Source organism: Pigmentiphaga sp. GD03639 (genome assembly GCF_029845405.1).
Classification (GTDB): Bacteria; Pseudomonadota; Gammaproteobacteria; order Burkholderiales; family Burkholderiaceae_B; genus Pigmentiphaga; species Pigmentiphaga daeguensis.
On record NZ_JAOCLR010000001.1, the window covers coordinates 128533 to 141643 of the forward strand.

General features: G+C 67.4%; 17 protein-coding genes. 10 read left to right on the forward strand and 7 right to left on the reverse strand.

Going from position 1 to position 13111, the window contains the following annotated elements:
* The first annotated feature begins 52 nt into the window (after positions 1-52).
* A complete protein-coding gene (locus N5K27_RS00620) occupies positions 53-1189 on the forward strand; it encodes a PA0069 family radical SAM protein (RefSeq protein ID WP_243724624.1) in 1137 nt (378 codons plus the stop codon).
* Positions 1190-1196: 7 nt separating this feature from the next.
* Here the strand turns inward: N5K27_RS00620 and N5K27_RS00625 are convergent, their stop codons facing one another.
* Positions 1197-1643: an NINE protein gene (locus N5K27_RS00625; protein WP_243724625.1), complete on the reverse strand. Its 447-nt coding sequence runs from the start codon at positions 1641-1643 to the stop codon at positions 1197-1199.
* A gap of 126 nt (positions 1644-1769) precedes the next feature.
* On the opposite strand from N5K27_RS00625, the gene rpsP reads away from it, so the two are divergent.
* The 8 genes from rpsP (at position 1770) to N5K27_RS00665 (ending at position 6811) form a co-directional block, all read left to right on the forward strand.
* On the forward strand, positions 1770-2030 hold the full coding sequence (gene rpsP, locus N5K27_RS00630; RefSeq protein WP_087840999.1) for a 30S ribosomal protein S16: 261 nt from the start codon (positions 1770-1772) through the stop codon (positions 2028-2030).
* A 7-nt stretch (positions 2031-2037) separates the two neighbouring features.
* A complete protein-coding gene (gene rimM / locus N5K27_RS00635) occupies positions 2038-2646 on the forward strand; it encodes a ribosome maturation factor RimM (RefSeq protein ID WP_087841052.1) in 609 nt (202 codons plus the stop codon).
* Positions 2647-2694: 48 nt separating this feature from the next.
* Entirely contained in the window at positions 2695-3468 is a 774-nt protein-coding gene (gene trmD / locus N5K27_RS00640; protein ID WP_087841053.1) for a tRNA (guanosine(37)-N1)-methyltransferase TrmD, read from the forward strand.
* A 122-nt stretch (positions 3469-3590) separates the two neighbouring features.
* A complete protein-coding gene (gene rplS, locus N5K27_RS00645) occupies positions 3591-3974 on the forward strand; it encodes a 50S ribosomal protein L19 (protein WP_087841000.1) in 384 nt (127 codons plus the stop codon).
* 142 nt (positions 3975-4116) lie between these two features.
* Positions 4117-4899 carry a CoA pyrophosphatase gene (locus N5K27_RS00650; RefSeq protein ID WP_279813723.1) on the forward strand — a complete coding sequence of 261 codons (783 nt, stop codon included), beginning with the start codon at positions 4117-4119 and terminating at the stop codon, positions 4897-4899.
* Positions 4900-4967: 68 nt separating this feature from the next.
* On the forward strand, positions 4968-5963 hold the full coding sequence (locus N5K27_RS00655; protein WP_087841002.1) for a CobD/CbiB family protein: 996 nt from the start codon (positions 4968-4970) through the stop codon (positions 5961-5963).
* 106 nt (positions 5964-6069) lie between these two features.
* Positions 6070-6321, forward strand: coding sequence for a hypothetical protein (locus N5K27_RS00660; RefSeq protein ID WP_130359865.1), 252 nt, complete (start codon positions 6070-6072; stop codon positions 6319-6321).
* 109 nt (positions 6322-6430) lie between these two features.
* Positions 6431-6811: a DUF3597 domain-containing protein gene (locus N5K27_RS00665; protein WP_087841004.1), complete on the forward strand. Its 381-nt coding sequence runs from the start codon at positions 6431-6433 to the stop codon at positions 6809-6811.
* Between the two features lie 76 nt (positions 6812-6887).
* Here the strand turns inward: N5K27_RS00665 and N5K27_RS00670 are convergent, their stop codons facing one another.
* The 4 genes from N5K27_RS00670 to N5K27_RS00685 all read right to left on the reverse strand — a co-directional run bounded on the left by N5K27_RS00670 (position 6888) and on the right by N5K27_RS00685 (position 10899).
* Positions 6888-7871, reverse strand: coding sequence for a tripartite tricarboxylate transporter substrate binding protein (locus tag N5K27_RS00670; RefSeq protein ID WP_165963283.1), 984 nt, complete (start codon positions 7869-7871; stop codon positions 6888-6890).
* A gap of 22 nt (positions 7872-7893) precedes the next feature.
* Positions 7894-9438, reverse strand: coding sequence for a bifunctional 3-(3-hydroxy-phenyl)propionate/3-hydroxycinnamic acid hydroxylase (locus N5K27_RS00675; protein WP_279813736.1), 1545 nt, complete (start codon positions 9436-9438; stop codon positions 7894-7896).
* 103 nt (positions 9439-9541) lie between these two features.
* A complete protein-coding gene (locus tag N5K27_RS00680; protein ID WP_087841007.1) occupies positions 9542-10444 on the reverse strand; it encodes a VOC family protein in 903 nt (300 codons plus the stop codon).
* Between the two features lie 29 nt (positions 10445-10473).
* On the reverse strand, positions 10474-10899 hold the full coding sequence (locus N5K27_RS00685; protein WP_087841008.1) for a heme-binding protein: 426 nt from the start codon (positions 10897-10899) through the stop codon (positions 10474-10476).
* A 91-nt stretch (positions 10900-10990) separates the two neighbouring features.
* Here N5K27_RS00685 and N5K27_RS00690 point away from each other — a divergent pair, with 91 nt between their 5' ends.
* Entirely contained in the window at positions 10991-11890 is a 900-nt protein-coding gene (locus N5K27_RS00690; RefSeq protein ID WP_087841009.1) for a LysR family transcriptional regulator, read from the forward strand.
* 256 nt (positions 11891-12146) lie between these two features.
* Here the strand turns inward: N5K27_RS00690 and N5K27_RS00695 are convergent, their stop codons facing one another.
* Both N5K27_RS00695 and N5K27_RS00700 read right to left on the reverse strand, forming a co-directional pair.
* Positions 12147-12557, reverse strand: a complete 411-nt coding sequence (locus N5K27_RS00695) for a thioesterase family protein (RefSeq protein WP_279813741.1) — start codon at positions 12555-12557, stop codon at positions 12147-12149.
* Between the two features lie 20 nt (positions 12558-12577).
* Complete coding sequence (locus tag N5K27_RS00700; protein ID WP_087841011.1) at positions 12578-13072, reverse strand: GNAT family N-acetyltransferase; 495 nt, start codon at positions 13070-13072, stop codon at positions 12578-12580.
* Positions 13073-13111: the final 39 nt, after the last annotated feature.

Consider the following 13111-nt stretch of genomic DNA (forward strand, 5'->3'; position numbering starts at 1 on the left):
AAGACCAGGGGGCCAATTGTGCGCAATACTGTATGGATATACAGTATTGCGTGTGGAACACGATGACTCGCCGCAAGACGGCTATCCCCAGGCGCCTCCCGTCCCGCAGCGCGGGCGCGGTGCCGTGCTCAACGTCAGGCACCGGTTCGAGGGCGACCGGCGCGACGCCGTGGACGACGGCTGGGCCGCTCCGGAAGAAGAGCCGCCCCCGCTGCGGACCGAGGTCGCCATCGAGCGCGCGCGCAAGATCCTGTCCCGCAACGACTCTCCGGACATCCCCTTCGACCGCGCCATCAATCCCTATCGCGGCTGCGAGCACGGCTGCGTGTATTGCTTCGCGCGGCCCACGCATGCCTACCTGGGATGGTCGCCCGGCCTGGACTTCGAAACCCGGCTCGTCGCCAAGGCCAACGCGGTCGAGGCGCTCCGGGCCGAACTGGGCCGCCCGGGCTACCGGGTGGACGTCATCAACATCGGCTCGGCCACCGACGCCTACCAGCCCATCGAGCGCCAGTGGAAACTGACCCGGGGGCTGCTGGAACTGCTGCTGGAAACCCGGCATCCCGTGTCACTGGTCACCAAGGGGGGACTGGTTGCGCGCGACGTCGATCTGCTGGCCAGGCTGGCGGAACTGAAGCTGGTCGCCGTCTACGTATCGATCGGTACGCTGGACGGACACGTGGCCCGGACGCTGGAGCCGCGCGCGGCGGCGCCATGGAAGCGGCTGGAAGCCGTGCGGACGCTGGCCGGTGCCGGCGTGCCGGTCGGCGTGTCGCTGGCGCCCGTCATTCCCTTCATTACCGACGACCACATCGAGCATGTGCTGGAAGCGGCCAAGGAAGCCGGTGCGCGGGCGGCTTTCTACACCATGCTGCGCCTGCCCTGGGAGGTCAAGGACGTGTTCTCGGACTGGCTCGAAGCGCACTTTCCCGACCGCAAGGCCCGCGTGCTGCACTGCCTGGAGGACTTGCGCGGCGGCAAGCTCAACGACGCGCGCTTCGGCAGCCGCATGCGCGGCCAGGGCATCTGGGCCGACCTGGTCGCGCAGCGCTTCGGGCGTGCCGCGCGCCGGCACGGGCTGGCGGACCGGCGCATCGAGCTGGAGACAGGGCTGTTCAGGCCGCCGCCCCGCTCGCCGCGTGGCAAGGAACCGCCCGCCGACACCGGCCAGATGCCGCTGTTCGGCTAGGGCCCGTTCAGGCGGGAATGCCCTCGAACAGGCTCTGGAACAGCAGCACGATGCCCAGCATCAGGATGGCGGTACCCACGGCCAGCGTGATGCCGGCCACCAATACCGGCCCCCAGCCGGTACGCGTCTGCCGTGCCTGTCCCGGGTTGTATTTGGCGTCGAACTTGGCGTCGGGAGTCAGGCACAGGACGATGGCTTCGATGAAGCCGGCGACGGCCGGGACGAGGAACAGGAAGAAGGCGGGATGGAAATACCACGCTTCGCTGCGCAGCGCCGTGCCTATCATGATCAGCGAGAACAGCAGCACGATCCAGCCGTGCCGGCGGCCCAGGTACCACCAATGCGCACCGGCCCAGCCCAGCACGGCGGCCAGCAGTCCCGCCACGGTCTTGTGGCGGAAACTCCGGGTCGGCGGAAGGATATGGGATTTATCGTCGGCGGAAGATGTGGACATGTGGTGGGAATCCATCGTAGAAGACCTTGATTTTGAAGGACTTTACCGCATCCTTGCTTGCTAGGCCCAGCAGGCCGGGCTATACTTTAGGGCTTTTCTTAGTCAACTTTTTCCAAGGAATTACCTATGGTGGTGATTCGTATGTCCCGCGGCGGCTCGAAGAAGCGCCCCTTCTACAACCTCGTTGCTGCCGATTCGCGCAATCGCCGCGATGGCCGCTTCATCGAGCGCGTGGGTTTCTACAACCCCGTCGCTTCCGAGGGTGAAGAAGGCCTGCGCATCGCGCTCGACCGCGTCGAGCACTGGACCAAGAACGGCGCCCAGCTGTCGCCGGCCGTGGCCCGTCTCGTCAAGGAATACGGCGCCAAGGTCGCGCCGGCTGCCTGATTTCGTGGTGTCCGCCGCGTCCACGGGGTCCGTTAGCGATCCCGCTCTGCCCGCCGATCTCGTCGAGGTCGGGCATGTGGCGGAGGCCTTCGGCGTGCGCGGCGGCCTGAAGGTCCAGCCGTATTCGGCCCAGTCCGAGGCCTTGTTGGGCAGTCGTACATGGTGGCTGCGCAAGGGCGCGGAAGTGCGCCGTGTCGAAGTGGCCGACGCCAAGCGCCATGGCGCGGTGGTGACGGCCACCTTCCCCGGCGTGTCCGACCGGGACCAGGCCCTGGCCTGGAAGGGTTGGACGGTGCTGGTGCCGCGCAGCCAGTTCCCCCGGCTTGCCGAAGGCGAGTTCTATTGGGTGGACCTGATCGGCTGCGAATTGACGGGCAAGGATGCCTCGGACCGGGAGGTCGTCCTGGGCTCGGTGACGGAAGTCAGTGACAACGGGGTGCATGCCATCCTGCACGTGGCCTGCGTCGAACCCGTGGCTCCAGGCCAGCCGACGCAGCCGCTGCTGGATGCGCGCGGCAGGCGGCGCGAGACCCTGGTGCCTTTCGTCGACGCGTATATCCGTGGTGTCGATCTCGACGCCCGGCGCATAGACAGCGATTGGCCCGAGGGTTTCTGACCCGTCGGGCGTGAACAAAGGGCTTGGGCCCGGGCCATGGACGAGATGTTGCGGTTCGACGTGATCACGCTGTTCGGCCCGATGTTCGAGGCCATCAGCCAGCAGGGCGTAACCGGCCGGGCGCATGCGCAGGGCCGGTGGCAGTTGCAGGCCTGGAATCCGCGCGACTTCACGGTGGACGTGCATCGCACCGTGGATGACAGGCCCTATGGCGGCGGACCCGGCATGGTGATGCGGGTCGAGCCTCTGGAGCAAGCCGTGTGCGCGGCGCGCGACCAGCGTGCGCAGGCCGGCTTGCCCGAGGCGCCGGTGGTGTTGCTGTCGCCGCAGGGGCGTCGTTTCGACCAGGCCCAGGCTTGCGAACTGGCCGGCGGAACGGGGGCCATCCTGGTGTGCGGGCGCTACGAAGGCATCGACCAGCGGTTCATCGACCGCTGGGTGACGCAGGAAGTGTCGCTGGGGGACTTCGTGCTGTCCGGCGGAGAAATCGCCGCGATGGCGATGATGGATGCCGCGGTCAGGCTGTTGCCCGGCGTTCTGAACGACGACGAATCCGCCGTGCAGGATTCGTTCAACGAGCGGTTGTCCGGCTTGCTGGACTGTCCGCACTATACTCGGCCGGAAGTCTATGACGGCCAGCCGGTGCCCGACGTGCTGTTGTCCGGGCATCATGCCAACATCGAGCGTTGGCGGCGCCGCCAGTCGCTGGAAGCGACGAGCAGGAAGCGCCCCGACCTGATCGAGGCGGCACGCGAGCGCGGGTGGTTGAGCCGCGACGACGAGAAGTTTCTGTCCGACCTGCAAAGGGAAGACAAGCGCTGACCGCCCTGGCGGCCGGCGTTGCAGCAAGCCTGCCGGGCATGAGTCCGGTGGGAGTTCCCATCCTCTGGTAGCGGTGCCATCAAAAGCAGAACCGCCACGTATGATGGTCATTGGAGATAGAAATGGACCTGATCCAAGTCCTCGAGCAAGAAGAGCTGGCCCGCTTGACGGCCAACAAGACCATTCCCGAATTCGCCCCCGGCGATACCGTGGTGGTCAACGTCAACGTGGTTGAAGGCAACCGCAAGCGCGTCCAGGCATACGAAGGCGTGGTCATCGCCAAGCGCAATCGTGGCCTGAACTCGTCGTTCATTGTCCGCAAGATTTCGTCGGGTGAAGGCGTCGAGCGTACGTTCCAACTGTACGCGCCGACCATCGCGTCGATCGAAGTCAAGCGTCGCGGTGACGTGCGCCGCGCGAAGCTGTACTACCTGCGTTCCCGTTCGGGCAAGTCGGCCCGGATCAAGGAAAAGCTGGTTCGCAACGCGCCTGCTGCCAAGGCTTGATTCCCGCGGTACTGCAAGATGAGCGCCCCCGTGTGGGGCGCTTTTTTTTGCCGCCGGGCCGCCCCAAGGCAAAAGCGCCCCCTCGGGAGTATGCTCTAGCCATGCCGATAACGACGGCGTTTCCGCCGGATTTCCGTTTCACATGTCATCATCCATTCCGACCGACCAACATAGCGACGCTCCGGCAGACGAGATCGACGATACGCCGGAGGAAATCCAGCCCGACTCCCTCGCTCCGCCTGCCCGGCGTCTGCCGCAGCGCCCGGCCTTCGATCCGGTCGCGCAGCCCTGGGTCGCCAACCCGGGCGGACTGGTCGCCGTGCCCGAGACGCGCCTGACGCCGATGGCGCTGCGCGACCGTTTCGCCGCGCCGCCCGCCTGGACGCCGGATGCGCAGGACATCAATCCGGCCCGCGCCGCGGACCGGTCCCTGCGGCTGGCGTCGGTGCTGGTTCCGATGATGCTGCGGCCCGACGGCATCCAGGTCATGCTGACGCAGCGCACCGCGCATCTTCATGACCATGCCGGCCAGGTCAGTTTTCCTGGCGGACGGGTGGAACCCAGCGATTCGTCGGTGACCGACGCCGCGCTGCGCGAGACCGAGGAAGAGACCGGGTTGCCGCGCGGATTGGTGGAGGTCATCGGCCAGTTGCCGGATTACTTCACCGGCACGGGATTCCGCGTGGTGCCGCTGGTGGGGCTGGTGCGCCCGGATTTCACGCCGCGTCCCGATCCCTTCGAGGTGGCCGAAGTATTCGAGGTGCCGCTGCGCTTTCTGATGGACCCGGCCAATCATCGGCTGCACAGCGCCACGCTGCCGGCAGGCGGCTTGCGCTCTTACTACTCGATGCCGTGGAAGCAGTTCTTCATCTGGGGGGCAACGGCGGGCATGCTGCGCAATCTCTATCAATTCCTGCGCGCATGATCCCCGTGTCCACCTCGCGCACGCGAGGGATGATGCAAAACCATGGCTATGCAATCTAGAATGCGCTCATGAGCTTCTTCGCACTCCTTCTTGCCTTTCTTGCCGAACAAGTCCGGCCCCTGCCGCGTTCCAACGCCGTCCATGAAGCCGCCCGCGCCGCCTGCCGCTGGGCGGGCCATGCGCTGGACGCCGGCAGCCGTGGCTATGCCGTGCTGGGCTGGCTGCTGGTGGTGGTCGTCCCCACCCTGGCGATATGGCTGATCGGGTCGCTGGCATGGTCGGTGCATCCCGTTTTCTCGTTGGTGTTCCATGTCGTCGTCCTGTGGTTCACGCTGGGGTTCCGGCAGTTCAGCCACCACTTCACCGAGATCCAGTTCGCGCTGGCCCGTGGCGACGTCACGCTGGCGCGCAGCCACCTGCAGGAGTGGCTGCGGGCTTCCGGCGGCAACGTGTCCGTCGAGACCATGACCGTGCCGGAGATCTGCCGCACCGCGATCGAGGAAGGCGTGGTGGCCTCGCACCGGAACGTCTATGGGGTCCTGTTCTGGTATGCGCTGCTGCCCGGTCCGTCCGGCGCCGTGCTGTACAAGCTGGCGGGCATTGCCCGCCAGGAGTGGGGCGATCGCACCGATGCCTTTGGCGAAGTGGCCCGCCGGGCCTTCCACCTGCTGGACTGGATTCCCGCCCGGATGACCGCGGTCGGTTTCGCCATCGTCGGCAATTTCGAGGATGCCTTGTACGGGTGGCGCCAGCGCGCCTCCAGCTGGGACGACCCCCAGCGCGGAGTGGTGGTGGAAAGCGCCGCGGGCGCGCTGGGCGTACGCCTGGCGCCGGTGTCGGGCAAGTGGCAGCCGCCGGTCGAGCCGGTCGATCCCGATCTGGTGGGGCCGGTCCAGCCGGCCTCCGCGGCCAGCGAGTTCACCGCCGCCGCCGAGGCGCCCGACGAGCCGGCGCGCCTGCCGGACCCGGCCACGCTTCACGCGGCGGTCGGGCTGCTGTGGCGGGCGGTGGTGCTCTGGATGGCGCTGCTGTTGCTGCTGTCGCTGGTGTCCTGGGCCTCCTGAGGCCGGGCGTGACGGGCATGGCCGGCGCCATGCTGCACTGCATGAGGCCAGGCGAGGTTTCCGGCGCTATAGTGGCCCGGTCGAACTGACCGGAGCGGGGCCAGCCATGTTCTCTTTCCAATATTGCCCGAATCGCACTTCCCGTGTGCTGGAAGTGGAGATAGACCCGCTGCAGCGTGGCCCGGGCACCTGGGACGTCAACTGCAAGATCTACGAACAGAGCGAGGGCAGGCGACTGCTGCTCGGGCCGACCCTGGCCCTGCGCGACATTCCCGCGCAATCCGAGCAGGAATGCCTGGACGAGGCCGAGATCCGCATCGCCGACGAGATCGAGAACGATCGCTGGTTCAAGCTGTAGGGCCGGGTTTCTCAGTTATTGCATCCCGTTACATCCCTGGGCTTGGCGCTGGACGGCGATCTATACAATCGGCGCAGGCATGTGCCATTCACGACGATTAGGGGAAGATATGAGCATTTTCAAGGCCATACTCGACAAGATTTTCCCATCCAGCCATCCTGCCGTAGCCAAGGAGGCGCCTCCTGCGGCCGCGCCCGCGCCCGGTGGCGTCCCGGCGCCGGCCGCGATGCCGGCGGTGGACGTGGAGTCCATCCTGAACGCGATGGCGGCCAAGAATCCCGAGAAGCTCAACTGGAAGACGTCCATCGTCGACCTGATGAAGCTGCTGGGGCTGGACAGCAGCCTGGCGGCCCGCAAGCAGCTCGCGACCGAACTGCATTACAGCGGCGATACCAACGATTCGGCTTCGATGAACATCTGGCTGCACAAACAGGTGATGCAGAAGCTGGCCGACAACGGCGGCAAGGTTCCCGACGACCTGAAGAAGTGATCGGAAAAAGGGCCCCCGTGCTTGCCGGCGCGCAGCGGCAAGCACGGGGGCCCTTTGTTTTACGATCGCTCTTGTTTCACTCCGGCAGGATGTTGATTTCCTTGGTGATCTGGGCCCATCGTGCGTGCTCGTGCCTGAGGAAATCGCCGGTCTGCGCGGGGCTGTAGCCCGGCGCGGCGATCGGCCCGATGGCGGCGATGCGTCCTGCGACTTCTTCATCGGCCAGCAGCGCATTGACGTCGCGGTTGACCCGCTCGATCGCCGCCGCTGGCGTGCCGGCGGGGGCGACGATGGCGAACCAGCCCACCATGTCGAAGTCGGGCAGCAGTTCGGACACCGCGGGCACCTGCGGCCAGTCGGCCAGGCGCTTGTCCGAGGTCACCGCCAGCAGCCGCAGGCGCCCTTGCCTGGCGAGCTGCGCGGTCGAGGCCACGTCGGCAACGATCGCATCCACGTGCCCGCCCATCAGGTTTTGTGCGGAAACGCCCACCGACACGTAGGGCACCAGGTTGGCCTGGGCGCCGGAGCGGGCATTGAACAGGCGGGCGATCATCCCGCCGAAGGTGCGCGGCCCCTCGTTGCCCAGCGTGAAGGTGCCCGGGGCGGCCTTGGACTTGGCGATCAGCTCCTCGACGCTGCGGATGGGCGAATCGGCCTTGACCAGGATGCCGAACGGACTGCGGGCGACGAAGGCCACCGGCACGAAATCCTTGGCGGGGTCATAGGGCAACTGCTTGAACAGGAAGGCGTTGGTGACCAGCGCCGCGGTCGTCGCGAAATAAAAGTTGTAGCCGTCGGCGGGCGACCGGGCGGCAGCCTGCGCGCCCACCGTGTTCTGGCCCCCCGGCTTGTTCTCGATCACGACGGCCTGGCCCCAGCGGGGATACAGCCGCTCGGACAACAGCCGGGCGATGTTGTCCGGACCGGATCCGGGAGGCTGCGACAGCAGCAGCCGTACCGGTTTGTCGGGCCAGGCCTGCGCCAGCGCCGACCGCATGGGGGAAAGCGCCGGGACGGCGGCCAGGGTGGCCAGGGTCCGGATGGCGTGTCTTCTGTTCATCGTTGTCTCCTCGCGTAATGGGTCAATGCAGCGCGCTGCGTAGTTCGTCCAGCAAGGCGTCCAGTTCGCGCGCATCGGCCGCGACGCCGTAGACATAGCGGTCGGGACGCACCACGGCCGCCGTGCAGCGGTAACGCTCGAACCACGCCCGGCACACGCCTTCGGTCTCGGCCAGGGCACCCAGGTCCAGGGTGGTCATGCCCCACGCCGGCGGAAGGGGCGGCACGGTTCCCGCATGGCGGGCGTCCAGCACCAGCCACCAGCCGTCTCCCGCCGCGTGGTCCAGGCGGACGGTGGCACCCGCCTGCCTGATCCAGGGTTGGGGGAACAGCGTGCCGCGGGCGGGAGTGCCGGCTCGGGCCAACAGTCCTTGCTCCAGCGGCGGAATGACTTCCTGGCGCGGCATGTCGCGTACCGTGCCGCCGCATTCGTCCAGCAGGCGCGCGTCGCGGGCGCGGGCCCGGGCCTCGTCGCGTTCGCAGATCACCGCGCCGATGGCCTTGATGCGCCCGGTCAGGCTGCGCACGTGCTGCTTGCGCTCGATGCCGTAGCTGTCGAGCAGCGCGTCGGCCTGGGCGCCCGTGACCGTCCGCCGCAGCACGGCCGCCAGTTTCCAGTTCAGGTTGGCGACGTCGCGTATGCCCTGGCACATGCCCTGGCCCAGGAAGGGGGGCTGCTGGTGGGCGGCGTCGCCGGCGACGAACACGCGTCCGCGGCGCCAGTCGCGCGCCACCAGCGCGTGGAAACGGTAGCTTGCCTGGCGCCAGAGCTCGCCGTCCTCCGGTGTCAGCCAGCGCGAGAGCAGTTTCCAGGTTGCTTCGGGCTGGGTGACGGCACGGGGATCTTCGTCCGGCTTGAGGGAGATTTCCCAGCGCCGGTGGTTGCCTGGACCGATCACCAGCGTGCACGGCCGGTCGGGCTCGCAATACTGCACGCTGGTGCGGGGCAGCTTGGCCAGTCCGCGTTCGTTGGCCAGGACGTCCACCACCAGCCAGGGTTCGTCGAATTCCAGGTCTTCCAGTTCGATGCCCGCCAGCTCCCGCACCGTGCTGGAGGCGCCATCGCAGCCGATGACGTACTTCGCGCGCAGGCTGGCGCGGCTGCCGTTCGCGTGGGCCACGTCCAGCCTGGCGCCCGAGGCGTCCTGTTCCAGGCCGAGCAGGGTGGTGTCCAGTTCGACGCGCACGTTCGGCAGTTGCTGGACGTGGTCGCGCAGGATGCGTTCCACCGGAGGCTGGGTGAAGACGTTCGAGGGCGTGTAGCCCAGAGGGTAGGGCGGCTCGACCATCGTGAGCCGCTTGATCAGCTGGCCATCCACGCCGAAGTACTCCGATGGCGTGAAGGGTTCCACGTACCGGGAGATGGAATCGACCAGTCCCAGCTGCTGGAAGACCCGCATGATCTCGTGATCGACCGCGATCGCGCGCGGCTTGTCGTAGACGTCGTGCTGCCGGTCGCAGACGTAGACCTTGAATCCCTGGTTGCCCAGCAGTCCGGCGGCGACCGCCCCCGAAGGGCCGAAGCCGACGATGGCGACGTCGTACAGGGGATGCGTGGAGGCGTTCATGCCCGGCCTCCGGATGCGGGGTGTTTCTTCGGGGCGAGACGGGCCATGCCCGCCAGCCGGGCGTGAGGGTGTCGCATGATGGATCCGTGAGTCGGGAAAAGGGTCAGGCCGACGAAGGTACGAAGAACACTTCGCTTTGCGCGGTCTTCAGGCGCGCCGATGGCGGCGGCGAGATGCCCCACTGGTCCACGCGGCCCGGCGGCCATTTCCAGTCATCGGGGCCGCCCGCGACGTAGCCGTCGTCGATCTGTTCCACCTCCGCCGTGTATTCGATCACCTCGCCGAAGGGGCCGATGAAATAGTTGAAGGCGTTGTCGCCGGGGCCGTGGCGGCCCGGGCCCCATTCGATCGCGTAGCCGGCGTCCTTCATCCGGCCCCCGCCGCGCATGACCGACTCCAGGTCCGGCATGACGAAGGCGATGTGGTTCAGCGCGTTGTTGTCGGTGATGCCCACCGCGATCGTGTGATGGTCGGCATTGCAATTCATGAAGGCCATGATGCGGGTGAGATCGGCCAGCCGGAAGTCCAGCGCCTGCTCGAAGAACCGCCGGGTGGCGGCGACATCGGCGCTGTTCAGGACAGCATGGGCGAGACGCACGGGGCGGTCCGGCACGTCGGCTGCCTGGGCGTGCCGGGCATCGCCGGTCACGACCTGGATCAGCCGGCCATCGGGATCGCGCAGCAGCAGCCCCAGGCCGCCCGCTGGATCGGCCACGGGGCCGATGGGGGTTGCCAGCGTTCCGCCCGCTTCGATGCCGGCGCGCGCGACCGCGCGCAAGGCGTCCTCGTCGTGCGCCCGCAGCGTGACGTGGCGGATGGCCGTTCGCGGGCCGCGGTGCAGCGCCAGCAGATGGTGGTCCTGGCCGGTGCCGCGGAAATACAGAGCGTCCGGCTCGCGGGCCACGACGTCCAGGTGCCAGATGCGGGTATAGAAGTCTTCCGCCTTGTCGAGGTCGGGGACTTCCAGGGCCACGCTACGCAGCCCTTGTATGGTGGAAGATGCCATGGGGTGATTGCTCCGTGATGCGTGCCGCGTCAGCCCGCCTGCAAGCCGGCCGCCGTGACGCCGGCGATGCAGATTTCCTCGTCCTCGTCGCCCGTGCCGCCGCTGGCGCCGGCCGCGCCCAGGATGGCGCCCGCGGCATCGCGGATCAGGATGGCGCCGGTCTGCGGCAGGAAGCGTCCTTGCGCGGTGGCCGCCAGCGTGACGAAGAAGTTCGGGTTGTCCTTGGCGCGCTGCGCCAGCGTGCGGCTGGAGGCGTCCATGCCCACCGCGGCCCAGGCCTTGCCGGTGGCAACGTCCACGCGGAACATGCTGGCGCCGTCCTGGCGCTGGGCCGACTTCAGATGGCCGGCGGCGTCCAGCACCACCACGGCCATGGGCTTGTAGCCCTTGCCCGCGGCATGCGCCAGCGCGCCCGCGATGATGGCATTCGCCTGTTCCAGGGTCAGGCCGGGCATGGGAGTCTCCGTTCGTATGAGTGATGCGGGCAGTCTACGGGCCGGAGGAATATCTATCCAGACGATTGGGTGAATAGTTAAAATCCACCCCATGGATATTCGTCATGTGGACCTGAACCTGTTGCGCGTGTTCGACGCCATGCTGGAGCATCGCAGCGTGTCGCGCGCGGCCGAGGCCATCGGCCTGAGCCAGCCGGCCATGAGCGCCGCCGTGGCCCGCCTGCGCACGCTGTTCAACGATGCGCTGTTCGTGCGGACCGGGGCGCAGATGCAGCCCACGCCGCGCGCGCTGGCGCTGGCTCCGGCGGTGCGCCGCGTCATGGAGACGGTCAAGAGCGAGATCCTGCAGGCCCACACCTTCGACCCGGCCACCAGCGAGCGCACCTTCACGCTGATCACGCCCGACATCGGCGAGATCAACTTCGTGCCCAAACTGCTGGCGCGTTTCGTCCAGGCCGGCCCGGGGCTGAACCTGCGCACCCTGGCCATGCCGCGCCACGCCGCGGCCGAGGCGCTGGAGTCGGGCGAGGCCGAACTGGCCATCGGCTATTTTCCCGACCTGCACAAGGCGGGCATGTTCCAGCAGCTGCTGTTCCGCAATCCCTACGTCTGCATCGTGCGCCGCGGCCATCCCGACGTGGGCGATGCGCTCACGCTCAAGCAATACCTGGCCTTGCCGCATGCGGCGGTCAGGCCGGGGCGGGAACACCTGTTCGAGGAATATCTCCAGCGCAAGGGACTGCGGCGCAGGATCCTGCTCGAGACCTCGCATTTCACGAGCCTGCTGCCCATCATCGAAAGCTCGGACCTGATCGCTACCGTGCCGCACGACATGGCCACCGTCTGCGTGCAGCATGCCGACATCCGCATGGTGGACGTGCCGCTGAAGGTCCCCACCATCGAAGTCCACCAGTTCTGGCCGCGCCGCTTCCACAAGGACGCCGGCAACATGTGGCTGCGAGCGCAGGTGCACGAATTGTTCAGAGGGTAGGGCCCCCCCCCTACGCGCTGACGCGCGCCCCCCAGGGGGCGATGCGGGTGGACCGGCGGAGCCGGATCCACCGCATCCTGGGTCTAGTTCCTTTATCTTGGTATGTCACACCGTTGCTACCGCTGGCAGCCAGCGAAGCACAGGTGCTCCAACCCAAGATAAAGGAACTAGACCCAGGAAACCGCGGATCTGGCTTTGCCAGTCCGCCGGTTTCGCCCCCTGGGGGGCGCCCGAAGGGCGTAGGGGGGGGCACCCCCTACCCTATTGCAGTTCGCAGGTCGTCGGGCAGGGCGATCGATTTGTGCGTGTCCAGCGAGGTGGTGACCAGGGTTTGGACCGCCGACATCCGTACGACGTCGTCCGTGCCCACGCAGCGCCAGGCCAGCGTGAGCGAGCGGTTGCCTACGCGCGTGACCTCCAGTTCCAGCCACACCTGCTCGCCGAAGCGGCTGATTGCGCGGAAGTCCGATTCGATGTGCACGGTCGGCATGCCCACCCGCCGCTCGCCCACCAGGCCGTGGTAGCCGCCGGGCAGGATCGCGTCTATCCAGTTCTCGACCAGGTCGTTGAACAGGATGAAGTACTGCGGATAGAAGATGATGCCGGCCGGGTCGCAGCGCGAGAAGTGGATCTTGTAGGGGAGCCGGAAGGTGTGCGCGGTTTGCATGGAGAGACGGGCTGGGTTCGTCAGGAAAGGGCGGGCGCGATGGGCTTGTGGAAGCACACGCGATGCTGGCCTGGGCCGGCATGGTCGAGATGGACGGGGACGCCGTCGACGACACCGGTTCCGGGCGCCAGTTCGAAGCCCATGCGCCGGTGGAAGGCGATCGAGCCCCTATTGGCGGGCGAGGTGATGCTGCGCACTTCGCGGCAGCCGCGGGCCCGCACGGTATCGAAGAATCGCTCGTACAGCACCCGCCCCAGGCCCGCGGCGCGCAGCGTGGGGTCGACGCCGACGAAATGGATGTAGGCCACGCCCGCTTCCGATTGCGAGACGAAGCCGATCAGGAAGGCGCGCACTTCCCCGGGCTGGCCGGCGACGAAGCTGGTATCGCGGAAGTGCTCGAAGAACAGGCGCTGCAACAGGCCGCGCATGGGACGGCCACCCCACCAGTCGTCGACCACCGAGGCGATGGGTTCGTAGTCGTCGATGGAGAGGGGGCGCAGGGATGGGAGTGTCATGGATGGCTGCAAAGGGATATGCCGATTGTCAGGAGCGCC

Bases quoted from the DNA above. Each gene is read 5' to 3' on its own strand.
- N5K27_RS00685 (WP_087841008.1), bottom strand. From the start codon at position 10,899: ATGCCCGGCCTGACCCTGGAACAGGCGAATGCCATCATCGCGGGCGCG.
- rplS (WP_087841000.1), top strand. From the start codon at position 3,591: ATGGACCTGATCCAAGTCCTCGAGCAAGAAGAGCTGGCCCGCTTGACG.
- N5K27_RS00700 (WP_087841011.1), bottom strand. From the start codon at position 13,072: ATGACACTCCCATCCCTGCGCCCCCTCTCCATCGACGACTACGAACCC.
- N5K27_RS00675 (WP_279813736.1), bottom strand. From the start codon at position 9,438: ATGAACGCCTCCACGCATCCCCTGTACGACGTCGCCATCGTCGGCTTC.
- N5K27_RS00690 (WP_087841009.1), top strand. From the start codon at position 10,991: ATGGATATTCGTCATGTGGACCTGAACCTGTTGCGCGTGTTCGACGCC.
- N5K27_RS00670 (WP_165963283.1), bottom strand. From the start codon at position 7,871: ATGAACAGAAGACACGCCATCCGGACCCTGGCCACCCTGGCCGCCGTC.
- N5K27_RS00665 (WP_087841004.1), top strand. From the start codon at position 6,431: ATGAGCATTTTCAAGGCCATACTCGACAAGATTTTCCCATCCAGCCAT.
- N5K27_RS00660 (WP_130359865.1), top strand. From the start codon at position 6,070: ATGTTCTCTTTCCAATATTGCCCGAATCGCACTTCCCGTGTGCTGGAA.
- N5K27_RS00695 (WP_279813741.1), bottom strand. From the start codon at position 12,557: ATGCAAACCGCGCACACCTTCCGGCTCCCCTACAAGATCCACTTCTCG.
- rpsP (WP_087840999.1), top strand. From the start codon at position 1,770: ATGGTGGTGATTCGTATGTCCCGCGGCGGCTCGAAGAAGCGCCCCTTC.
- N5K27_RS00655 (WP_087841002.1), top strand. From the start codon at position 4,968: ATGAGCTTCTTCGCACTCCTTCTTGCCTTTCTTGCCGAACAAGTCCGG.
- N5K27_RS00625 (WP_243724625.1), bottom strand. From the start codon at position 1,643: ATGTCCACATCTTCCGCCGACGATAAATCCCATATCCTTCCGCCGACC.
- N5K27_RS00680 (WP_087841007.1), bottom strand. From the start codon at position 10,444: ATGGCATCTTCCACCATACAAGGGCTGCGTAGCGTGGCCCTGGAAGTC.
- N5K27_RS00650 (WP_279813723.1), top strand. From the start codon at position 4,117: ATGTCATCATCCATTCCGACCGACCAACATAGCGACGCTCCGGCAGAC.